Consider the following 21,531-nt stretch of genomic DNA (forward strand, 5'->3'; position numbering starts at 1 on the left):
GATCACCCACGGCCTCGACCGTTCGTGGGTCCCTTTGACCAAGGACGGCCGCATCAAGACACGCGACCGGGAAATCCGGCCCGTCCTGGACGACCGGTCGGCTGTGCTCTTCTATCTCGACGACCAGCAGCTGAGGAGTATCGAGATGGTGCAGCGCCTCGATACCCATCGCTCCGCTGTCTACCGGGCGGTCGAGAAGGGCGGTCCGGCCGCCTATGCGATCAGGCACGACTGCATCGAGAACACCTGGCCGTGACGGCTCGGCTCCCGTGGCACCGAGTGTGAGGGCGGGCTGCCGGGTGGCAGCCCGCCCTCGCGCCTCACTGCTGCTTCGCCCCAGGGGCCCACAACGCGGCCACGGTCTCCATCTGCTTGAGCACCAGATCTACGGCCTCGCGCTCCTCCTCCGGCGGGTAGTCGAACTTCGCCAGGACCCGGCGGATGCGGGCGCGGAGCTTGGCGCGGACGGGCTCGCGGGAGAGCCAGTCGACGGAGAGGCAGCTACAGCAATCAGGAGGGAGGCGACTGCGTCGAGGTGGCGGACGGATTCCCCGGAACCGTCCCCGTCCGTGACAGCAAGACGGCCGACGGCCCGGCACTCACCCTCCCCGCGAATTCCTGGACCTCGTTCATAGACGAGTTGAAGAAGGACCGCCGCTTCCACCCCGGCCGGTGACCGACGCGCCCCAGACCGTTCGAGACAGCGCCGCACCCGGGGGCGATGCCTGGGCGGCGTTCGGCTCCCTCTGCGGCCGGCACGGGGTGTGCTGCTACGCGTAGGAGAGGACGATGCGACTATCCTCCTTGACAATGACATGCCCCTCGGGAAGGTCCTGGTCGGCGGCCTCCACCGGGTGGACGGTCAGGCGCGGCACCGCACCCCGGTCGGCTCCCCAGGCCGTGATGTGGGCGGCCAGCTTCTTTGCCAGGGCGGCACCATCCGGCCCATAACCGGCGGCCCCGAGATGGACCTGACGCGCAGGGTCGGCCTCTTCATCGATCGAGAGAATCAGGTAGGCGAGAGAATCCCCGCCGACGAGCGCGACACTGCGGAAGGGCTTCGCCGGACGCCGCACACCGCCCTTAAGCGCCTGCTCGGTGACCTCGATCCGGCAGACGGCATCTTCGAAGACCGTGGCGCGGAGCCAGACCCCGTCGAATGACTCCTCCCGTCCGATCCGGGTGTCGGACCAAATCTCCGTGACGGGCGTGGCGAATGCATCGTTCAGGCGCTCGGCGTCGAACCGCAGGTCCTGGTCGTGGTGGAGGCGGATCTTGTCGCCGGGCAACGTGGTGGTCCGCTCGCCGTCCTGGCCGATGATGGGCACGAACCCGCACAGCTCCATGCCCTCGGAAACGAGGCTGTCCCCGCGGCGGGTGAGGATGACGGAGCGGGTCTGACCTCGCCACCGCAGGGGCACCACGAAACGGCCGCCTTCGACCAGCTGGTCGTGCAGAGTGCCGGGTACGTCCCAGAACCCGACCGTGCCGATCATCTTCGTGTACGGGCCGTGCTCGGGAGCTCCCTTCAGCCCGTCCCGTTCCATCACCCTCACCTGTTCGTAGCCCGCCTCGTTCAGGGCGTTGCGGGCGTGCAGCGTGACGCCCGGGTCGATATCGATGGTGGTGACTTCGCCGTCGGGGCCGACGAGTTCGGACAGGAGCGCGGCGTTGTATCCGGTTCCCGCGCCGATCTCCAGGATGCGGTCGCCGGGCTGCACGTCGAGCTGGACCAGCATCATCGCGACGGTCGACGGCACGGAGGCCAGAGAGAGGGGAAGGGGACCGTTGGGGTTGTCCTTGATGCTGACGGCTTGGTCGCTGTACGCATCGGCAAGACTGGCTCCCGGGAGGTGAACTTCACGGTGGACGGTGCGCAGAGCCTGCTCGACGGGTTCGGTCAGCGACACCTTGGACTTGATCTCAGCGACGAGCTGGTTGCGGAGGTCGTCAAGTGCGGGGGCGTTGTTCACGGAAGAGATCTCTTTCAATTGAGGAGGAGGCAGGTCTCCCACCCTGATGCAACGCGATGGTTGGGGTTGAGGGTGTGGATGGTGAGCAGGATGCCGTCTGATCCGGTGAGGAGTCCGGCGTCTCGGGGCAGAGGATGCTCTGCAACATGGGTGGTGAAGGCGGAGCACAGGGCTGAGAGGCGGTCGGGAAGCGCACTGCCGGAGGCTGCGTCCGCAGCGGCTCTGTCCGCCGTGAGGCACACCCCAGCCCAGCCGTGGCAGACCGTCGCGTCCTGTAGGCGGTCGAGTTGGCAGGCATGGGAAATGCAGGCCAGCAGTGCCTCCTCGGCGCAGTGCTGCGTGTCCGTACGGCCGCAGGCGAGCGCGGCAAGTTGCAGGCTCCTGGCGATACCGGGTGTGCCGTAGCACCACGAGGGTCTGCCCAGGTGTGCGCGGGAGGGCGGGCCGCCCCGCCAGCCGTCGGCCGTGATGGTCTCCGGCCAGGCATCACCACCGTCTGGAAGGGGCCGTAGCCACTCTTCCAGCAGGCGGCACGCCGCTATCAGGGCCTCGTGCTGTCCAGGTACGGTGCGTCCGGCTCTGGAGCACAGGGCGAGGAGCGCGACGGGGCCGGCCACGCCGTGGGCCACGCCGAAGTTCCCGTGCCCCAGAGGCCATCTGGCGTCCGGTTCACCGCTTGGGCTGTCGAGCGTCCACCAGCCGGGCAGGCTGTTCCCTTCGACGGTGACGGGTTGCTGGAGGAGCTGTACCAGGTAGCGCAGAACGCCGTCGAGCAGGTCAGGGCCTGTTCCACGAGACAGCAGATACGCGCCGAGTCCGGTCAGGCCCCTGATCAGGTCGTACTCCCGCATGCGCGGTGGATGGCCTGAGTCCATGCGGCGGCGTGCCGCCGACAGTCGCGAGGCGACGAGCGGACCGATCTTGCGGTCCAGTTCGGCCAGGGCGGAACGGTAGGCACGGTGGCCAGCCGTGTGCAGGGCATACGCAACGGCGGGCGCCCCGCGGTACAGGCTCGCACTCGGCGGATCAACGGTTGCCGCTTGCCCTGCCAACGTCCGCGCGGCGGTGTGCGCCGCCGTCCACGCGCCGCTGTCCTGTGCCAGGACACTTTGGTAGACGACGGTTCCGGCGACACCGCGCCCCAGGTCGTGCACGAGATCATTCACTCGCCCACCCGCCGTTCCCTGACCGAACGGCACGCCTGGCGGGCAGCGTGACGGCAGGCAGCCTCCGCCTCCCGGTCGGGACCCATCAGCCGGTTGTGGTGCATGTGCAGCAGCGACTCCAGCACCACTTCGAGCTGGCCGTCACGGAGGTGAGCCGCATAGCGGACCAGAGCCTCACGCCGCCGCTGATGCGCGGCGTCCAACCGGGAAGTCCAGCCCGCCTGCTCCTGAAGCCCACCCGCACGGATGTGGTGGAGGACCTGTCGCGTCACGTCGGGTGCGCCCGTACCGTGAGCGGGTGTGGTGGACATCCAGCGCGTACCTTCGTCGTCACCGAGAAGGCCACAGGCGACGTCGATCATGCCGAAAGCGCACACTGCCTTCCGGTCCAGGCCGGTGAGGTCAGCCAGCACGTACCGGGCGGTGTCACTGTCGGCCACGAAGACGTCCTCGGCGGCTGCCAGGACCGCACCGCTGCCGTAGCGGCCGACCTCGGGCCGGTAGCCGTCGAAGACGAGCCGTGAGACGAGGGCATCAGCCTGCATCTGCGCCGCCCATCGTGCGATGGCGTGCAGTACCTGCGAGTGCCGGTGCGGGCCGAAGGCAGCGATCCGCACGCGAAGGTGGTCTTCCTCCTGGGGCGTGCGGTAGCGGACGAACCAGTAGCCCGGGAAGCCCAGTTCATCAAGAAGGTGTGGCATCCGGCGGGAGATGATCTGGTCCATGACGCTGGGATGCGTGAACAACTTGGCCTGAACCCAGCGCTGTTGGTTGTCGCCGGGGTTGGGCAGCATCCGGTTGGTGAACACCGGCGCGGTCTCCACGTCGGGGTGGGGCAGCGACGGTCGGGTAGAGATCAGAGGCAGCACGATCTCGTGCGCGTGCCCGATCCAGCCGAGGTCGTGTTCGCTCGGCGCCTCGGTCAGGTCGGCCTCCCCGTGGCGTTGGAGGTGGCTGTGAAGAATCCGTGCGTGCAGCGGTTCGCTCAGGTCCAGGCGCAGGGTGCGGTCGTCGTCGCGCAGTTCCATCACCTGTGGGCACTTCCAGGTCCGCGTCCACTCGGTAAGAGCCTCCTGCCACGAAGTCTGGAACGACCCGGACGGCAGATCGGAGGCCACGAGGCGCCAGCGGGCCGGGAACAGGATGGCCTTGCGGTAGCGGATCCGCGGCAGGTACGGGACCCCGGCGGCGAGCGGCCCCCAGTCAAAGCGCGTCCACGCGGTGGCGAAGCCGCGCCCCAGGAGGGCCAGGAACCTCGCGATCGGCGGGGCCTGCTTCTCCAGCGCAAGCGGGTGCAGCACCACCGGTTCCACCACGCGTCGCCGGGAGAGGCTGACCAGATGCAGCCGCCTGCTGGTGGACAGCACTGCGAGGTCATCGAGCGGGATCACGTTGCCGGCCGGGGCCCGGTGCTCGCCGACAGGGATGACGTACGGAAGGAGTGCCGGGGTCCGAGCGACGTTCTCGGCATGCGGATGGACGGGGGCGAAGGAGAGCTGTGCGAGCAGAGCCCCGCCGACCAGGGTCGGCAGCTTCTTGTACATCTCGCGCAGTCCGCTGTTCTCCAGGGTGGCGGCGAACCGGCCCGTGAGGTTGCCGGTACTCCAGGCTGGGCGGACAGCGACGGTGAAATCGCCTCGATCGACGGCCTGCCAGTCTGCGGCATACACCCTCACCCCCATCTCGACGTGGGGATTGACCGCAGGGTCCCGGGCGGCCGCATCGGCGCTCAGCCGGTCGAGGTCCGCTTCGGTGAGGCGGACCTCCTCGGCGCCCGTGACGGCGGCCTGCCACGCCTTGGCCATCAGCAGCTTGTCGCGCGGCAGAGCCGTGACGGGCGGCTCCGTCCACAGCGACGCCGGGAAGTCGGCGGGAAGGCCCGCGCCGGCGGCCAGATCCGCGGCCTCCCGGACAGGCACCAGGCTTCCCGCTCCATACCGCTCCCAGAACACGCCGTGGTACTCCGCCCACAGAGGTTGTTCGCCCTGGTTTCGGGTCAGGCGAAGCAACGCGTCGGCGGCGTACTCCGCCTCGTCCAGGACGAGGTCGGGAATCCGCACGGAGGCGTCGAGACGCAGGTCCAGGCTCAGACGTGCTCGACCTTCGTTGCTCACGGCGCTCATCCGCTTCTCGGCCGAGTGCCGCAGGCCTTGCGCGACGGTGACGTCCCCTGTCGTGTCGTGCTCGGCCAGCAACTGGTGCACGCCGCCGAGTTCACGCAGACGGTCTGCGGTATCTGCATCGAGCTGGGCGGTCAATGGCGTCAGTGCGCGAAGGATGTGCCCGAGCGGATCGTGTTCGGTCATGGGCGCCGACAGGCCGCTGATGAGGATGTTCGCCTTCAACGCCTCTGCGACGAGACGCGAAGCCTGCTCCGCTGTGCCGCCCATCGTCACGAGCCGGTCGGTGATCTCCCGGCAGAGCACAGGCGCGGTCGCTGCCTCAAGGGCGACGGCGAGGGGTCTGGTGAAGCGAACGCTCGCCGTGCGGCCACCGGACAGGGGAACGTCCAGAACGTCGCCGTGCCGCACCGCGAGGTCGTTGAACTGAACGGTCAGGTGGGGCAGAACATCCGGACGGCTCTGGAGGTCGCGGCGAACGTGGTCGAGCCAGAGGGTGTCCGGTCGTGCGACTGGGCGGTGATCGGCTCCGATCTGGGCGAGCGCAGGGCCACACCGAGCAGTGGCCACACCTGCGAAGAGACCGAAAGGCGTCGGCCGCCCAGTCGCCCGCAACAGGTAGCGGGCTACCGAGACCACTGCCTTGCGTACCTTCTTGGGTGGCATGCCGTCTTCATCGAGGATCTGGTCGACGGCCTCTGCAAGCAGGGGAGAAGCAGCGCGCACCGCAGCAGCGAACGTGGGCTCGGCCCAGACGTCTGTCAGCCACCGTCGGCATTCCTCCGGCTCGTCTATTGATGGCCAACGGGTTCGCTGAGCGTGGAGAGGGAGCGCAGCGGCCCGCAGGAGGAGCACGTCACCGCGCTGAAGAAGTCGGTTCCGCGTCATCGTTGTTCCCCGTTCTGCCGGGACCGTGCGGGCCGGGGGTGAATCCTCCGCCCGCACGGCGTTCGACTTGATGTCAGCTCGCGCAGGAGGAAGCGCAGGTCGACGCGCATCCGTCGCCGGTGCCGCAGTCGCTGACGATCGGCCGCGGCGCGTCGGTGATGGCGATGTCGAGTTCCCACTCCTCACCGATGAGCGGCTGAGTGCTGGCGCCGCTGCGCGGCTTCGTCTCGGTCGTCGGGGTGGCCATGCCAGTACCTCCAGGTGTTGGGAACCGTCCGTGCGTTGCGCGGGCGGAGGGGCGCGGGACCCCCGCATTCGGCTGCCGTAGTGGTGCAGCTGAATGCGCGGACACCGCGGTCGCTCTTACTCCGGGACCGATTCGCTGCGAGACAGCAGACGCTGGTGGTCGAGGGCGTGCGCCCGGAGTGAACTTCTCCATCGGCAGCATGGCCGGAGCGACGCTCATTCCACGTCCTCCCCGCTGCCATCCGTTGGGCAGCCGAACTCATTTCTCCTCACCGGTGCTTCCCCAGCGGTGCGCGAATGCATCGACGAGGAACCTGGCCGCGAAGTCGCCAGTACCCCCGCTTGGTGCGGTCGCCTTCTGGAGCCTGGTCATGCACCAATCGCACCGCACGGTGACGCCGCCTGCCAGGGGAACCAAGAGGGGGAAAAATCTGTCAAGGGGGAAATCAGCGGGATGGATTTGAAGCCATGATTGGATCCGACCCCACCGACAGAGGCCACACTCATGCCAGATCCGTTCGCCGAACTGCTTCTCAGGCTTCGGAAGGAAGCGAACCGGACCCAGGAGGAGCAAGCAGCCGCGATCAACGCAGTCTCCGGCCGGGACACCATGACCCGCCGTGAGGTCAGCCGCTACGAAAAATTTGAGAACGTCCCTACGAACCACACGCTCGCGCACATCGCGGCGGCCTGCGGCGTCCACTTCGAAGAGCTACAACAGGAGGCCAAAGCCGCCCGCACCAGGCGCAGAAAGGGATACATCCGTGAAGAGGAGGACCTGGACAACGTGAAGCGCCGCACGGTGCTCGGGGGCGCCGTCATGGGTGTCACCGCCGTTGCCGAACCCTGGGGACGGCTCGCCTTTGCCCTCAACAAGGGATCCAAAATCGATGGCGCCTCTGCGGTCGCGCTCATTGATCGAGCTGCTGAACTGCATGTAAAGGAACTCAACCTCAGCGCCCACCGCCTGCAGAACGCAGTCGCGTCGCACCTCGACGCGATCACCACTGCTCTCCCTCGTGCCGGCGGGCACGAGCGCGCCCTTACCATCGCCGCCGGGGAGACCGCCGCCCTAGCCGGATGGATGGCCTGGGACCTGGGCGACCACGACAAGGCTCACGCCTACTACAAGGTCACCTCAGATTGCGCAGACACCGCCGGGCATCCACCGCTACGGGCTTTGGCTCTGACCTATGCCAGCTACTGTGCCGGGACACCGCAGGAGAGAATGAAGTTCCTGTCGCAGGCTGCCCAGGATGTGCGTGGCCGCGGAAACGCCACCGCTGCCGCCTGGGTCCACGGCAGGCACGCGGAAGAGGCCGCACAGGCCGGGTACGACGCGGACGCGTTACGTGCACTCGATCGCGCACGCTTCGCCTACGACTTCGCGGATCACACTGGCGAGCAGGCGTGGGTCCGGTTCATGACTCCGCATCGCATGGACTCCCTTGCACTGTCGGTGTACGGGCAGTTGGGACGTCAGGAGCTGACGGCTACGGCAGACAACATGGTCGAACGCCTCGGAACCGCCCTACCCGATGGCGGCGTTGTCGTGCTGGGCGACCTGGCATCGGCGCTGCTGCGCGGTGGTGACATCGACCAGGGTGTCTACGTGTCGCGTCAGTTCGCGGCTGCGACACAGGCCAAGCCCAACACGATGGGCAGAGAACGGGCCCGAACGATCGCCGCCTGCCTTCCGGACAATGAGCAGGAACTCGCCCACCACCTACGACAGTTCGCGTCTTGAGATCGCGCCCCGCTCAAAGCGGGAGACGAGGCTCAGGGCCCGAACGCCGACCCGCGATTCCGCCTCGTCGTCAGGAATCGGTTGTCTCCTCGACGACCCAGGACAGGTACGCGTCGGACCCGCCGGTCACGGGGAGAGTGATGAACTCAGGAACGTCATATGGGTGCTTCTCAGCCACCCAAGCCTCCAGGTCCGGGAGACGGTCCTTGGTCGTCTTGTACGAGATCCGCCACTCCTGCGCGGTCTCGATCTCGTTCTTCCACCAGTAGTAGGCGGTGAACGGCGCGTCGATGTGCGCGCACGCTGCGAGCTTCCTCTCGACCGCGCCTCGCGCCAGCCCCTTCGCCTGGTCCTCGTTGTCGATGGTCGTCTGCGCAATCACGATGTCGGTCATGCAGCTACCTCTCCAGCCCGGTGTGCCCCGACCCTACCCAGCCGCCTGGGGCACACCGAAAGCTCGCCGCTACCAGGAGAGGCGGGTGGGACTCAAGCAGGCTGCCCGGATCAACTGCCGTGTGAGCCCCCGTTCCACCTGCCCGAACACCCATGACAGTGCGCTGATCAGTCCTCCGCCGAGTCCGGGACCACCCGGCCGGTGAGCGCCGCCAGCGTGTTGCGCACATGCGTCATGTGCGCATGCATCTCCTCGCGGCTCTCCTCGTGCTCCCGCAGAATCCGCTCCGTCTCCCTGTCCACCCGCTCCTCACGGGCCCTGGCCGCCGCGATCAGCTCCGCCCCCTGTGCCTCGGCGTCCTCCTGGCCGTGCCGTGCGGCCTCCTCGGTCTCCGCCAGCGCCCGCCGCGCCTCGGCCAGACGGGCCTCCGCCTGCTCGGTCAGCTCGTCGTGGCGCGCCGCCTGCGCGGCCTCCGCCTCCGCCACCTCACGCTCGGCCGTCTTCCACCGCTCGGTGTGCTCCTGCTCCTGGTGCGCGAGGACGCTCGCGGTGCGCCGACGCGTCTCGGCCATCGCGGACTCCGCCCGCTCCCGCACCTCCGCGGCCTCCTCGCGGGCCTCGGCGACGGTCGTCTCGGCGGTGCCCCGGGCCGTGGACAGCGTCTCGTCGGCGTGCTTCTCGGCCGCCGCCCGCATCACCCCGGCATCCGCCCGCGCCGACTCGCGGAGCCCCCGGCCCGCCTCGTCCGCCGCGTCCCGCAGCGCCTGCCCCTCCTCCTGGGCGGCACCCCGGAGAACCTCGGCCTCGCTCTCGGCGAGTGCCAGAATCCGCTGGGCGCGCTCACCGAGCGACGCGTAGTCCTGCGGGGCGAGCCGGGCGACGGCCTCGTTCAGCCGGACCGACTCGGCCGACATCTCCTCGACCAGCGCGGTCAGCCGGGCCACCTGCTCCCGCGCCTCGTCCCGCTCCGCCGACAACACCGCCACCGTGCGGTCCACCTGCTCCGGACGGTAGCCACGTCCCCGTACGCCGACAAAGCCATGAGCGGACACCGGTGCAGAACTCATCCCTGAAGCCTCTTTCGACTCTTCGACCACCTGCGGTACGTCAAGGATGCGGCAATTGACACAGAAGTCGGAATCGATCAGCGGCTTTCCGGACGGAAGCGACAGGCATCACAGGCCCCACACGGCACGGTGCCCGGCCCCCTTCTCGGGGAGCCGGGCACCGTCCGCGGGGCCTTCCGGGTCAGATCAGCCCGTCCCACATCTGCTCAAGGAGTACGGACCACCAGCTCTCCGGCGACGCCAGCGCCGCCGCGTCCAGCGCCACCAGCTGGGCCTGGAAGTCGACCGTCCAACGGCCCGCCTGCTCCGGGTTGAGCCCGAAACGCAGCCGCCACATCCGGCCGAGCAGCGCCATCGAGCGCTGGAACTCCGGCAGCCCGGTGTTCACGAACTGCGGCGCCACCGACTGGCTGTGCCCGCCCGCGGGGGAACCCGCCTCGACCGGCACGGCCACGATGTTCGCGGTGCCGTACTGGACACAGATCGCCCGCCCGAAGTCGGACCCCATGACGAGGTACGACCCGGCGTCGGGGGCGGCCTGCACCTGCCGCTGCGCGGCCAGCTCACCCAGCGTCGGCACCACCGGCAGGCCGGGCTGCGCCCAGAAGAACGGCCCGAAGTCGGCGGGCAGCCCGGCCCACACCAGCGTCTGCGCCACGGTCTCGGGCACACCCTGACGGGACACCGCGCGCTGGTCGAAGCGGAGGATGCCCTGCGGCCCGAAGGCCTGCAGCAGTTCCTGGGCGATGGCCTCCGGCGGCACCGGGGCCGCGGGCGGCATCTGCGGCAGCGGTGCCCGCACCGGCGCCGGACGCGCCGGCCCGTCCGCCACCTGGTGCAGCTCGCCCTGATGGGTGAGCAGATGCTGCATGCCCTGCTGACGGCTGGCGTGATCGGTGCCGTACGGGGCGACGCTGGTGATCCGTACCTGCGGCCAGGTCTCACGGATCATCCGCGCGCAGTACCCACCGGGCAGCTCGCACGACTCCAGCTCGGTGTGCAGTTCGATGACCTGCTGCGGCGGCACGTTCATGGCCCGCAGCTCATGCAGCATCTGCCACTCGGGGTGCGGGGTGCCGGGCGCCGAACGGCGGATCAGCTGCTGCTCGCTGCCGTCGGGCGCGCGGTAGCGCAGCACCGCTTGGTAGCCGGGGCCGACGGTCGGCTGACCACCCGGCGCCTGCGGATACCCGTACGCCGGGGGCGGCGTGGGGGCGCTGCCCTGCGGTATTCCGGGAGGGCCGGGCGGACCGGGCGGGCCAGGAGGGCCAGGCGGGCCAGGCGGCTGCGGCGCACCCGAGCCGCCCATGCTCGGGTCGGCAAGCATCGTCGCCGCATGATGCACCCCACCACCCGACGGCGGAGGCGTCGCACCCGGAGGAACAGGAGCACCGGGAACACCGGGAACACCGGGCGGACCCGGCGGACCGGGCGGACCGGGCGGAACGGGAGGCTGCGGCGCACCAGCGGCTCCGGGCGGGCCAGGAGGCCCGAGAGGACCAGGCGGACCAGGAGGCTGCGGCGCACCCGGGCCACCCATGCTCGGGTCGGCAAGCATCGTCGCCGCATGATGCACCCCACCACCCGGCGGCGGAGGCGTCGCACCCGGAGGAACAGGAGCACCGGGAACACCAGGCGGACCCGGCGGACCGGGAGGACCAGGCGGCTGCGGCGCACCTGCGGCTCCGGGCGGACCAGGCGAACCAGGCGGCTGCGGCGCACCCGGAACTCCAGGAGGGCCCGGAGGACCGGGAGGACCGGGCGGCGGGCCCTGCGGGGAGGCGTGCTGCGCCGGCAGGTACCCGCCCGCCGGAGCGCCGGGCGCACCCGGGCCCGAGGACGGCGGCAGGGGCGCACCCGGGCGGGCGCCCGGGGCGCCGGGGACACCGGGCGGCGGCGGAGTCGTCGAACCACCCGCGCGGGCACCGCGCGGGGGCACGACGGCCTTGCTGGTGGCCGCGTCCGCGATGCCACCGGCACCGGGGCCGGAAGCATCCGGAGCACCCGGGGCTCCCTGCGCTCCCGGAGCAGGCGCACCGGACGCGGGCGCACCGCTTCCCCGCGGCTCCAGGCCGGGGACGACCGCCGTCGGGGGCAGTTGGCTGCCGCCGGACATCAGAGCGGTCGGCGCATCGGCCGGTACGACCGGCGGCGGAGTGCCTTCGTCGTCGGCGCCCGAGAGCGGCGGTGCGAACACCGTGGCCGGCAGGGGGACCGCACCGTCGTCGGTACCTGCGTTGGTGTCGGTCCCGGCCCAGGGGGTGGACCCGACGGGGACATTCGGCGGGGATACCGGGACGGAGGACGCCGGAACGCCGTCGTTGGCGGTCGGCTCGTACCCGACCTGCCCGCCCCGCGAACCCTGCACGGCCGCGGGCACGGGCGCGGGCGCGGCAGGGGCGACGGGAGGCGGAGTATCCGAAGGGGCTGAGGGAGCTGAAGGAGTCGAGGGGGCTGAAGGAGCCGAGGGGGCCGGAGGGGGCGCGGCCCCGTCCCGGCTCGCCCGGTGGTCCGGGATGCCCAGTTTGTTGGCCGCTTCCTGGAGCCACTCCGGGGGGCTCAGCAGGAACGACGTCTGATTCAGATCGATGCGCTGCGGCGGCTCCGGAGCGGCCGGTGCCGCACCGTGCGCGCCGTACTCCTCCTCGTACCGCCGGATCACCTCGCCCACCGGCAGTCCCGGCCACAGGGTGGCCTCACCGCTGTCCCGCGCGATCACCAGCCGCTGCCGGCCGCCGTCCGAGACCGGGCCCCCGGCACGGTCCTCGCCCCACACCACGAAGCCCAGCTCGAACTCCCGTACCCGCACCTCGCGGTGCTGGTACGCGGGCATATCGCCGTTGATCCACTCGTCCGCGCGTTCCTGCGCCTGCGCAAAGGTCACCATCGCGCTCACCCCTCCACCGGGACGGCCCGCGCGAAGCCGCCGTCCACCATCAGGTTCGCCACGGTCTCCAGCTCGGGCGGATTGCCCGCCAGCCGCTGCAGGAAGGCGTCGAAGTCGCTGCCGCACGGCAGCAGCAGCCGGTCCACCCGCTCCTGTACGTTCCAGCCGTCCTGGTCCCGGGCGTCGTCGTACACACAGAACCAGACCGAGCCGGGGGCATCGCCCTTCACCTTCACCGCGAGGATGCCGCCCTGGACGAAGGCGACGCCCAGGTAGTCCTTGGTGAGGTGGTCCCGCAGGCATTTGTTGACGTACACGAGGTCGTTCACGGCGGCCTCCTCGCGCACCGTGAAGAACGGCTGGTCGACCAGGAGACCGAGCTCCGCGTCGAGCGCCGCGCCGACCGGGGCCGAACCGCCCGCCGCCTTCAGGAAGGAGCGGTACGCACCGGGCAGGCGGTAGCCGAGGTCCTCCTCGACGCCCAGGATCTGCTGCTCGCTCACCGCGACCGCCCCCTTGGGCAGCCGGAAATGTGCGGGCCGGGTCTCCTGCAACGGGCGGGTGCCGCGCTTGTTCTGGTCGACCGCGGTGGCGGCCAGGCCGCCGTGGTGTCTGAGCAGCGCCTTGACCTCGACCGGGATCAGCTCCATGCGCCGGCCGCCGGGGACGTGGTGCCAGGTCCAGCCGTGCGGCGTGGCGACCGCGGGGATCGTGTCCCACAGTTCGTGGCCGCTCGCCGCCAGCGCCGCGTTGGCCGAGACGTAGTCGGTGAGCCGCAGCTCGTCGACGCCGAAGCCCTGCGGGGGCTCGGCGATCTCGGCGGCGGCGCGCGCGTACGGCGCGAAGTCCGGGCTGCCGTTCTCGTCCATACGCACACCTCTGGGGTGGCGGGACGCCCGGACCGGGTCCGGGAAATGCACGAGCTGCCCGGCGTAGGCCGCGTTCGGTGGCGCGGCTTGCTGCCCGAGCCGACCTGTCGTCATGGCGGTTGCCCCCTGCTGCGTCTGACTGGTGAGGACCGACCTTCCAAGGGGGCGGTCCGGGCACAGCCTATGCGGTGGCGCAAGAGCGGGTCCCGCCCTGTGCCGCCCCTCTCCCCCTACCGTCACGAACCGTCACAACGGCGTGACGGACGAGCGACGCCTGTGCCACGACCGGGCGACACGGACACGCCTTTCCCCGCCCCAGCTTCCCGACCAGCCGGGACATTTGGCAGGCTGTCACCGCAACTCGGGGGCGTGCAGATCGCGCAGCTACCGCTGCGGGCACGGGAGGGAAAGCACCATGCACACTGCACAATCAGTCACATCCGGGGACCCGCGCGTCAGCTGGAGCAGCACCGGGACCAGCCGGGCGCCCCAGCTGCGGCACCGCCGCGACGGCATCCTGCCCGCGGTGGCGGCCGCGCTGTCCGTACGCGGCGAGACGCTCACCTGCACGGCGGGCAAGGGCGACCAGCCGCCCGTCCTGCATGCCCTGGTCCAGGACTTCCTCGACACCCTCACCAGCGGCCAGCGCGAACGCTTCACCGGCCGCTGCCCCGAGGCGATACTGCTCTCCCGGCAGCTCACGGCGGCGGAAGCCGGCCGCTCCAAGCGGGCCCGGCGCAAGCCGCTGACCAACGGCGAGGCCCGCCGCGCCCTCAAGCACTCACGGCTCACCGCACGGCGCATCCGCGAGGACGGCGACCCGATGCACGACACCTACGCACCGCCGTGCCGCTCCTGTACGGCGATGCTCGCCCATTTCGGCGTACGTCCCGTCGACCTCACGACCACCGGGACGGCGACCACCGCCGAGAAGGGCTGACCGGGCGCCGATGCACGACCGAACCGACCTACCCGAACAGGCGGGCCCCGGGGGCCGGGACCGCCATGCCTCGACCCGCTTCCCCGTCGCCGTCGACGCCGCCCTGCGGGCCGCGGGCTGGCAGCCCGGCCGCTGGGACATCCGGCAGGCCGAGGAGTGGGCCGACGCGCTGCGCTCGCACGCGTCGCCCGCCGGTCATCAGCACGCGGTCTTCCCGGCGGCCGTGGAGGCGTGGGCGGAGTTCGGCGGGCTGCACATCACGGCCTCCGCGCCGGGCCGGCAGATCGCACCGGCCCCGGTGCGGATCGACCCGATGAGCGGCCTGCATCTCGCCCGTACGCTCGGCGACCTCGGCCGGGCGCTGGAGACCGAGGTCAGCCCGCTGGGCGAGGAGGGGGACGGGCAGGCGGTCCTCGCGATCGACACGGAGGGGCGCGTGTACAGCATCGACCACACCGGGGACTGGTACCTCGGCCCGGACATCGACCAGGCGCTGGCGACCCTCATCGGCGGCATCCAGCCGGAACGCCTGATCCCCGGCTGAGCGGCTGAGCACCGGCCGTCCGGCGTCCGCTCGTCCTCGCCGGACGGGCGGGCGGGTACGGGGAAGCCGGGCCCGGACGGCCCCCGGGCCGCCCACGCGCCGTCAGGCCGCCCCGCGGTCCGGCAGGACTGCAGATACCCGGAAACCGCCCGCGTCCGTCGGGCCGGAGACGAAGACGCCGCCGAGCCCCAGCACCCGCTCCCGCATACCGACGAGCCCGTTGCCCCCGCTCGGCAGCCCCGCGTCCGCGGTGGCGGCGTCCGACGGGCCGTTCTCCACCTGCATCGCGACCTCCGCGTCCCGGTGCGCGAGCCGCACCCACGTCTTCGCGCCGGCCGCGTGCTTGTGCACGTTCGTCAGGGCCTCCTGCACCACCCGGTACGCGGTCTGCTCCACCTCGGGGGCGTACGGGCGGGCCTCGCCGTCCACCGAGAGCTCGACGGTCATCCCGGCCGCCCTGGACTCCCCGACCAGGGTCTCCACCTCGTGCAGCCGGGGCCCGTCCGCCGCCGCGGCGGCGGCCACGGCCGCGGCCGACCGGCCGACCGAGGCGAGCGGCACCTGCGCGGCCCCGGCCGCCACGGGCTCCCCGCTGCGCAGCACCCCGAGCATCTCGCGGAGCTCGGTCAGCGCCTGCCGGCCCATGTCGCCGACCAGCGCGGCGTTCCGCACCGCCTTCGCCGGGTCCTTCGGCGCGACGGCCTGGAGAGCGGCGGCGTGCACGACCATCAGGCTGACCCGGTGGGCGACCACGTCGTGCATCTCACGGGCGATCCTGGTGCGCTCCTCCGTACGCGCCCACTCGGCCCGCTCCTCGGCCCGGTCGGCGAGCAGCGACAGCTCCCGTTCCAGCGAGTCCGCCCGCTCGCGCAGGCTCTCCATCAGCCGTCGCCGGGCCCCTATGTAGAGGCCGAACAGCACGGGCGGCGCGGTGAGCCCGAGCGACATGAACAGCGACATCAGCGGTACGAACCAGTCGTCGCGCCCGAAATCGGCCTGCTCGGCCACGCTCTGCCGCAGCCGCACGTACGTGACGATGAACGTCCCCGTGAAGGACATCCCCATTAGCACCGCGGTGATTCTCCGCGGCACCTCGGAGGCGGCCAGCGTGTACAGGCCGATCAGGCCCATCAGGAAGCCCATCTGGGCGGGCGTCGTCGCGATCGCCACCAGCACCACGGCGATCGGCCAGCGCCGCCGCACTACCAGCACGGCCCCCGCGAGCAGCCCGAACACCACGCCGACCGGCACCGGCAGCCCGGTGTCCCCGGCGAATTGCACCCCTTCCAGTGCGCATTCCAGCGCCGACAGGAGCGCGAGCCCCACGTCCAGAACGACACCGCGCCGCCGTTCCCACCACCCATGGCCGCGGGTGGTCGCACCCGCGGCTTCCCGGTATGCCCCCGTTGTGGTCATGCCGTCCAGCCTACGGGCGGGCACATCCCATTTTCGGGTGACCCGGACAGCACGTACGTCCGTCGAACAGAGACGGAACAACCACTTATCGCTTGAAATGGTGAATCGAGCAGGCTTTCGCACCGGACGTCCGCATTCCGGACGACGCTCGGCGCATGACGGAAATCACGAGCAAGTACGCCGACTTCGAAGGTCTGCGCGCCCAGGCCGTGGCCCTCCGCCGCCAAGGACGACCTGCGCCAGAAGGCCCGCGAACTGCGGCAGCAAGGACTGACGTACGACCAGATCCAGGTGGAGCTGGGCTGCTCGAAGAGCTCGATCTCGCTGTGGGTACGGGATCTGCCGAAGCCGGAGCCGCGATATACCGACGAGGAACGCCGGGCACTCATGAACGCCGGCTTGTCACGCCTGCACGCCAGTCAGGACGAGGAGCGCCGGAGAGTCAAAGCTCAGGCACGCGCCGATGTCGGCGAGCTGTCGGACCGGGAACTCTTTCTCGCAGGCGTCACGCTCTACTGGGCCGAAGGAGCCAAGGACAAGCCGTACAGCCGCCGAGAAAGCCTTCAGTTCATCAACAGCGACCCGGACGTGATCACGCTGTACCTGCGGTGGCTCGAACTGCTCGGGGTCTCACGCGAGCGCATGCACTTCCGAGTCAGCATCCACGAGTCGGCGGACGTCGCCGCAGCCGAGCGTTTCTGGGCCGATCTCACAGGCGTTCCCGCCTCCTCCTTCCAGAAGGCAACTCTGAAGAAGCACGACCCCAGGACGGTCCGCAAGAACACCGGCGACGCATACTGCGGCTGCTTGATCGTCTACGTGACCAAGAGCGCCGAACTCTATCGTCGCGTAGAAGGCACTTGGTACGGCATAGTGTTGGGTGCCAGCCCGGCAGACCAGCGAGATGTCCGGTTCAGTCGGGAATAATCCCCCATGGTGTAATCAGGCAGCACTACGGTTTTTGGTACCGTCTGTTCAGGTTCAAATCCTGATGGGGGAGCCTCACTCTCGGGCCCCGACCGCCAAGGTCGGGGCCCGTACGCATGTCCGCACGCGTACCCCCCGCCCGTCCACCCACCGAGCCCCCACAGGCCCCCCGGTATCCTTCGGGTGTCCACCACCCGAAGCCGAAGGGCATTTCCGTGAGCTCCGAACGCCCGGCAGCCGTCGTCGTCCTCGCAGCGGGTGAGGGCACCCGCATGAAGTCGAAGACCCCCAAGGTCCTGCACGAAATCTCCGGGCGCTCGCTCGTCGGACATGTCGTCGCCGCCTCCCGCGAACTGGATCCCGAGCACCTCATCGTGATCGTCGGCCACGAGAGCGAGCGGGTCACCGCGCATCTCACCGCCGCCGACGACCGGCTGCGGACCGCCTACCAGGCCCAGCAGCTGGGCACCGGCAACGCCGTGCGCGTCGGCCTCGACGAGCTCGGCGGAACCGTCGAGGGCACCGTGATCGTCGTCTGCGGCGACACCCCGCTGCTCTCCGGCGAGACCCTCGCCGCGCTCGCCGCCACCCACACGGCCGACTCCAACGCCGTCACCGTGCTGACCGCCGAGGTCCCGGACTCCACCGGCTACGGCCGGATCGTCCGCGACCCGGCCACCGGCACGGTCACCGAGATCGTCGAGCACAAGGACGCCACCGAGGCCCAGCGCGCGATCCGGGAGATCAACTCCGGGGTCTTCGCCTTCGACGGCCGACTGCTCTCGGACGCCCTCGGCAAGGTCCGCACCGACAACAGCCAGGGCGAGGAGTACCTCACCGATGTGCTCTCCATCCTGCGCGAGGCCGGACACCGGGTCGGCGCCTCGGTCGCCGGCGACCACCGCGAAATCCTCGGCATCAACAACCGGGTCCAGCTGGCCGAGGCCCGGCGGCTGCTGAACCAGCGGCTGCTGGAACGCGCCATGCTGGCCGGCGTGACCGTCGTCGACCCGGCGTCCACGCTGATCGACGCCACCGTCACCTACGAGCGGGACGCGATCGTGCACCCCGGCACCCAGCTGCTCGGCACCACGCATCTCGCCGAGGACGCCGAGGTCGGCCCCAACTCCCGCCTCACGGACACCGTCGTGGGCGCGGGCGCGCGCGTGGACAACACGGTCGCGGACCGGGCCGAGATCGGCGAGGGCGCGACGGCCGGCCCGTACGCCTACCTGCGGCCGGGCGCGAGGCTCGGCACGAAGGCCAAGGCCGGTACGTACGTGGAGCTGAAGAACGCCACGATCGGCGAGGGCACCAAGGTCCCGCACCTGAGCTATGTCGGCGACGCGACGATCGGCGATCACACCAACATCGGTGCCGCCAGCGTCTTCGTGAACTACGACGGCGAGGCCAAGCACCACACCACGATCGGCTCCCACTGCCGCACCGGGGCGGACAATATGTTTGTGGCGCCTGTCACGGTCGGGGACGGCGTCTACACCGCGGCCGGCTCGGTCATCACCAAGGACGTACCGCCCGGTTCACTGGCCGTCGCCCGCGGTCAGCAAAGGAATATCGAGGGTTGGGTGGCCCGCAAGCGCCCGGGAAGCGCCGCCGCGCAGGCGGCTCAGACCGCCGCGGCGGAGCCCGAAGACGAAAGCTGACCGGAAACAGGTACGTCACCCACGGCGTACCGTGATAGATGCTCATCCCATTTCGGCTGGCTCGTTGCACATCGGGACACATGCGTGCAGCGCCAGGAACACGTCTGAGGAGACTGTGCTGTGACCGGGATCAAGACGACCGGCGAGAAGAAACTGATGCTCTTCTCCGGCCGCGCCCACCCCGAGCTGGCCGAGGAGGTCGCACACCAACTGGGTGTCGGCCTCGTGCCGACGAAGGCCTTCGATTTCGCCAACGGTGAGATCTACGTCCGCTTCCAGGAGTCCGCCCGCGGCGCCGACTGCTTCCTGATCCAGAGCCACACCGCTCCGATCAACAAGTGGATCATGGAGCAGCTCATCATGCTGGACGCGCTGAAGCGCGCCTCGGCCCGCTCCATCACGGTGATCGTGCCGTTCTACGGCTACGCCCGCCAGGACAAGAAGCACCGCGGCCGTGAGCCGATCTCGGCCCGTCTGGTCGCCGACCTGATGAAGACGGCGGGTGCCGACCGCATCCTCACCGTCGACCTGCACACCGACCAGATCCAGGGCTTCTTCGACGGCCCGGTCGACCACCTCTTCGCGCTGCCGATCCTCGCCGACTACGTCGGTGCCAAGGTCGACCGCACGAAGCTGACGATCGTCTCCCCGGACGCCGGCCGGGTGCGCGTCGCCGACCGCTGGTGCGACCGCCTGGACGCCCCGCTGGCGATCGTCCACAAGCGCCGCGACAAGGACGTCGCCAACCAGGTGACCGTCCACGAGGTCGTCGGCAACGTCAAGGGCCGGGTCTGCGTCCTGGTCGACGACATGATCGACACCGGTGGCACCATCTGTGCCGCCGCCGACGCCCTGTTCGCGCACGGCGCCGAGGACGTCATAGTGACGGCCACCCACGGTGTGCTCTCCGGTCCGGCCGCGGACCGTCTGAAGAACTCCAAGGTCAGCGAGTTCGTCTTCACCGACACCCTGCCGACCCCGGGCGAGCAGGAGCTCGACAAGATCACGGTGCTCTCGATCGCCCCGACGATCGCCCGCGCGGTGCGCGAGGTCTTCGAGGACGGCTCGGTCACCAGCCTCTTCGAAGAGCAGTAGGCAGCGGGGCTCGGAAGATCCACTTTGGGTGCGGCCTCCCCGCCGGGTAGACTCAGCGAGTTGCTCGGCGAGGGAGGCCGTACTCATGTGTACGGCGGTCCGTTATCGACGCGCTCTTCGTAGCAGGCCTGTCGTGGGCCGGGTGACCGTCCAAGTTTCGTCACCCTACGAGGAGTGCAGTCATGGCTGAGGTCAAGCTCGACGCCCAGGTCCGTACCGAGTTCGGCAAGGGCGCCGCCCGTCGCACCCGCCGCGCCAACCTGGTTCCCGCGGTCGTCTACGGCCACGGTGCCGAGCCGGTTCACATCACCCTGCCGGGCCACGAGCTGATGATGGCGCTCAAGACCGCCAACGTCCTGATCGGTCTGGAGATCGAGGGCAAGGACGCTCTGGTCATCCCCAAGGCCGTGCAGCGCAACCCGCTCAAGGGCGACATCGAGCACGTCGACCTGCTGACCGTCAAGCGCGGCGAGAAGGTCAGCGTCGAGATCGCCGTGCACGTCGAGGGCGACCTGGCCCCGGGCGGCAACCTCCTGGAGTACGTGCAGAACACCCTGCTCATCGAGGCCGAGGCCACCCACCTCCCCGAGTCCGTCACGGTCTCCGTCGCGGGCCTGGACGCCGGTGCGTCCGTCCTCGCCAAGGACATCCCGCTGCCCAAGGGCGCCGTGCTGGCCGGTGACGAGGAGGCCATCGTCCTGCAGGTCGTCGCTGCGCAGGCCGAGGAGCCGGCCGCCGAGGAGGGAGAGGGCGCCGAGGCCTGAGCCTCGCCTTCCCTGCTTCACTGACGGGGCGGCGGTTCCTTGTTCGGGGGCCCGCCGCCCCGTTCCCCTGTTTCCCGGTAACCCGGCCATCCGGAAACCCGTACGCGAAGGAGACCGAGCGCAGATGTCCGATGCCACCGAACCCTGGCTCATCGTGGGCCTCGGCAACCCCGGTCCCGAATACGCGGCGAACCGGCACAATGCCGGCTTCATGGTCGTCGATCTCCTCGCCGAGCGGATCGGCGGGAAGTTCAAGCGGGCGCAGAAGGCCCAGGCGCAGGTCGTCGAGGGCCGTATGGGCCCGCCCGGACCGGAGAACCGCCGGGTGATCCTGGCCAAGCCGATGTCGTACATGAACCTCTCCGGCGGCCCCGTCACCGCGCTGCGCGACTTCTACAAGGTGCCGACCGACCACATCGTGGCGATCCACGACGAGCTGGACATCGACTACGGGACGCTCCGGCTGAAGCTCGGCGGCGGCGACAACGGGCACAACGGGCTCAAGTCGATGACCAGGTCGATGGGTGCCGACTACCACCGGATCCGGTTCGGGATCGGCCGCCCGCCGGGCCGGATGCAGGTCGCGGACTTCGTGCTGAAGGACTTCTCCGCCACCGAGCGCAAGGAGCTCGGATACCTGGTGGACCGGGCCGCCGACTCGGTGGAGTGCCTGCTCGCGGAGGGCCTGGAGCGCGCGCAGAGCGCGTACAACTCCTGACGTCCCGAGCGCGTGGGCCCGGCGGGGCGCGGCTCGCCGGGCTGCTGACATTCCCGCCGGTACCCCGGCGATTTTCGGCCATAAGTTGACCGCGCGCGCCGCTCTG

General features: G+C 70.2%; 19 protein-coding genes and 1 pseudogene. 10 read left to right on the forward strand and 10 right to left on the reverse strand.

Annotated features, from left to right (window positions below; translation table 11 throughout):
* The first annotated feature begins 34 nt into the window (after positions 1–34).
* Positions 35–256, forward strand: a complete 222-nt coding sequence (locus ACF08M_RS11000; protein ID WP_392184923.1) for a hypothetical protein — start codon at positions 35–37, stop codon at positions 254–256.
* A gap of 64 nt (positions 257–320) precedes the next feature.
* Here ACF08M_RS11000 and ACF08M_RS11005 read toward each other — a convergent pair whose 3' ends face one another.
* Complete coding sequence (locus tag ACF08M_RS11005) at positions 321–599, reverse strand: type I restriction enzyme endonuclease domain-containing protein (RefSeq protein ID WP_392184924.1); 279 nt, start codon at positions 597–599, stop codon at positions 321–323.
* Between ACF08M_RS11005 and ACF08M_RS11010 the strand changes: the two genes are divergently transcribed.
* Positions 536–676: a DUF397 domain-containing protein gene (locus ACF08M_RS11010; protein WP_392184925.1), complete on the forward strand. Its 141-nt coding sequence runs from the start codon at positions 536–538 to the stop codon at positions 674–676. The genes ACF08M_RS11005 and ACF08M_RS11010 overlap by 64 nt on opposite strands.
* Before the next feature lie 94 nt (positions 677–770).
* Here the strand turns inward: ACF08M_RS11010 and fxlM are convergent, their stop codons facing one another.
* From fxlM to fxlA, 4 genes are all read right to left on the reverse strand, one after another.
* Positions 771–1,973 (reverse strand): methyltransferase, FxLD system, encoded by a 1,203-nt coding sequence (gene fxlM / locus ACF08M_RS11015; RefSeq protein WP_392184926.1) that lies wholly within the window; start codon positions 1,971–1,973, stop codon positions 771–773.
* Between the two features lie 14 nt (positions 1,974–1,987).
* Positions 1,988–3,139 (reverse strand): lanthionine synthetase C family protein, encoded by a 1,152-nt coding sequence (locus tag ACF08M_RS11020; protein WP_392184927.1) that lies wholly within the window; start codon positions 3,137–3,139, stop codon positions 1,988–1,990.
* Entirely contained in the window at positions 3,136–6,147 is a 3,012-nt protein-coding gene (locus ACF08M_RS11025) for a lantibiotic dehydratase (RefSeq protein WP_392184928.1), read from the reverse strand. Before ACF08M_RS11025 ends, ACF08M_RS11020 begins: the two co-directional genes overlap by 4 nt.
* Positions 6,148–6,220: 73 nt before the next feature.
* Entirely contained in the window at positions 6,221–6,394 is a 174-nt protein-coding gene (gene fxlA / locus ACF08M_RS11030; RefSeq protein ID WP_392184929.1) for an FxLD family lanthipeptide, read from the reverse strand.
* 504 nt (positions 6,395–6,898) lie between these two features.
* Here fxlA and ACF08M_RS11035 point away from each other — a divergent pair.
* Positions 6,899–8,140: a helix-turn-helix transcriptional regulator gene (locus ACF08M_RS11035; protein WP_392184930.1), complete on the forward strand. Its 1,242-nt coding sequence runs from the start codon at positions 6,899–6,901 to the stop codon at positions 8,138–8,140.
* Between the two features lie 70 nt (positions 8,141–8,210).
* Here the strand turns inward: ACF08M_RS11035 and cutA are convergent, their stop codons facing one another.
* The 4 genes from cutA to ACF08M_RS11055 all read right to left on the reverse strand — a co-directional run bounded on the left by cutA (position 8,211) and on the right by ACF08M_RS11055 (position 13,471).
* The gene (gene cutA / locus ACF08M_RS11040; RefSeq protein WP_392184931.1) at positions 8,211–8,534 is read right to left on the reverse strand and encodes a divalent-cation tolerance protein CutA; all 324 of its coding nucleotides are present in this window, start codon (positions 8,532–8,534) and stop codon (positions 8,211–8,213) included.
* A 167-nt stretch (positions 8,535–8,701) separates the two neighbouring features.
* Positions 8,702–9,601 carry a cellulose-binding protein gene (locus ACF08M_RS11045; RefSeq protein ID WP_392184932.1) on the reverse strand — a complete coding sequence of 300 codons (900 nt, stop codon included), beginning with the start codon at positions 9,599–9,601 and terminating at the stop codon, positions 8,702–8,704.
* Between the two features lie 181 nt (positions 9,602–9,782).
* Entirely contained in the window at positions 9,783–12,488 is a 2,706-nt protein-coding gene (locus tag ACF08M_RS11050; RefSeq protein ID WP_392184933.1) for an SUKH-4 family immunity protein, read from the reverse strand.
* Between the two features lie 5 nt (positions 12,489–12,493).
* Positions 12,494–13,471, reverse strand: coding sequence for an SMI1/KNR4 family protein (locus tag ACF08M_RS11055; RefSeq protein WP_392184934.1), 978 nt, complete (start codon positions 13,469–13,471; stop codon positions 12,494–12,496).
* 301 nt (positions 13,472–13,772) lie between these two features.
* On the opposite strand from ACF08M_RS11055, the gene ACF08M_RS11060 reads away from it, so the two are divergent.
* Positions 13,773–14,297, forward strand: a complete 525-nt coding sequence (locus tag ACF08M_RS11060; protein ID WP_392184935.1) for a YwqJ-related putative deaminase — start codon at positions 13,773–13,775, stop codon at positions 14,295–14,297.
* A gap of 10 nt (positions 14,298–14,307) precedes the next feature.
* Positions 14,308–14,841, forward strand: a complete 534-nt coding sequence (locus ACF08M_RS11065) for an SUKH-3 domain-containing protein (protein ID WP_392184936.1) — start codon at positions 14,308–14,310, stop codon at positions 14,839–14,841.
* Positions 14,842–14,943: 102 nt separating this feature from the next.
* On the opposite strand, the gene ACF08M_RS11070 is transcribed toward ACF08M_RS11065, so the two are convergent.
* Complete coding sequence (locus ACF08M_RS11070; RefSeq protein ID WP_392184937.1) at positions 14,944–16,257, reverse strand: sensor histidine kinase; 1,314 nt, start codon at positions 16,255–16,257, stop codon at positions 14,944–14,946.
* Positions 16,258–16,412: 155 nt separating this feature from the next.
* Here ACF08M_RS11070 and ACF08M_RS11075 point away from each other — a divergent pair.
* The 5 genes and pseudogenes from ACF08M_RS11075 (at position 16,413) to pth (ending at position 21,425) form a co-directional block, all read left to right on the forward strand.
* Positions 16,413–17,184 (forward strand): annotated as a pseudogene (locus tag ACF08M_RS11075) (hypothetical protein).
* Positions 17,185–17,399: 215 nt separating this feature from the next.
* Positions 17,400–18,848, forward strand: a complete 1,449-nt coding sequence (glmU, locus tag ACF08M_RS11080; protein ID WP_392184938.1) for a bifunctional UDP-N-acetylglucosamine diphosphorylase/glucosamine-1-phosphate N-acetyltransferase GlmU — start codon at positions 17,400–17,402, stop codon at positions 18,846–18,848.
* Positions 18,849–18,968: 120 nt separating this feature from the next.
* A complete protein-coding gene (locus tag ACF08M_RS11085) occupies positions 18,969–19,943 on the forward strand; it encodes a ribose-phosphate diphosphokinase (RefSeq protein WP_383858069.1) in 975 nt (324 codons plus the stop codon).
* A 182-nt stretch (positions 19,944–20,125) separates the two neighbouring features.
* Positions 20,126–20,707 (forward strand): 50S ribosomal protein L25/general stress protein Ctc, encoded by a 582-nt coding sequence (locus ACF08M_RS11090; protein WP_392184939.1) that lies wholly within the window; start codon positions 20,126–20,128, stop codon positions 20,705–20,707.
* Positions 20,708–20,831: 124 nt separating this feature from the next.
* Positions 20,832–21,425, forward strand: a complete 594-nt coding sequence (gene pth / locus ACF08M_RS11095) for an aminoacyl-tRNA hydrolase (protein WP_392184940.1) — start codon at positions 20,832–20,834, stop codon at positions 21,423–21,425.
* Positions 21,426–21,531 lie beyond the last annotated feature (106 nt).

It is taken from the genome of Streptomyces sp. NPDC015032, assembly GCF_043080425.1.
In the GTDB taxonomy this organism is placed as follows: domain Bacteria; phylum Actinomycetota; class Actinomycetes; order Streptomycetales; family Streptomycetaceae; genus Streptomyces.

Bases quoted from the DNA above. Each gene is read 5' to 3' on its own strand.
- ACF08M_RS11050 (WP_392184933.1), bottom strand. From the start codon at position 12,488: ATGGTGACCTTTGCGCAGGCGCAGGAACGCGCGGACGAGTGGATCAAC.
- pth (WP_392184940.1), top strand. From the start codon at position 20,832: ATGTCCGATGCCACCGAACCCTGGCTCATCGTGGGCCTCGGCAACCCC.
- ACF08M_RS11070 (WP_392184937.1), bottom strand. From the start codon at position 16,257: ATGACCACAACGGGGGCATACCGGGAAGCCGCGGGTGCGACCACCCGC.
- fxlA (WP_392184929.1), bottom strand. From the start codon at position 6,394: ATGGCCACCCCGACGACCGAGACGAAGCCGCGCAGCGGCGCCAGCACT.
- cutA (WP_392184931.1), bottom strand. From the start codon at position 8,534: ATGACCGACATCGTGATTGCGCAGACGACCATCGACAACGAGGACCAG.
- ACF08M_RS11025 (WP_392184928.1), bottom strand. From the start codon at position 6,147: ATGACGCGGAACCGACTTCTTCAGCGCGGTGACGTGCTCCTCCTGCGG.
- ACF08M_RS11035 (WP_392184930.1), top strand. From the start codon at position 6,899: ATGCCAGATCCGTTCGCCGAACTGCTTCTCAGGCTTCGGAAGGAAGCG.
- ACF08M_RS11090 (WP_392184939.1), top strand. From the start codon at position 20,126: ATGGCTGAGGTCAAGCTCGACGCCCAGGTCCGTACCGAGTTCGGCAAG.
- ACF08M_RS11060 (WP_392184935.1), top strand. From the start codon at position 13,773: ATGCACACTGCACAATCAGTCACATCCGGGGACCCGCGCGTCAGCTGG.
- ACF08M_RS11045 (WP_392184932.1), bottom strand. From the start codon at position 9,601: ATGAGTTCTGCACCGGTGTCCGCTCATGGCTTTGTCGGCGTACGGGGA.
- ACF08M_RS11055 (WP_392184934.1), bottom strand. From the start codon at position 13,471: ATGACGACAGGTCGGCTCGGGCAGCAAGCCGCGCCACCGAACGCGGCC.
- ACF08M_RS11065 (WP_392184936.1), top strand. From the start codon at position 14,308: ATGCACGACCGAACCGACCTACCCGAACAGGCGGGCCCCGGGGGCCGG.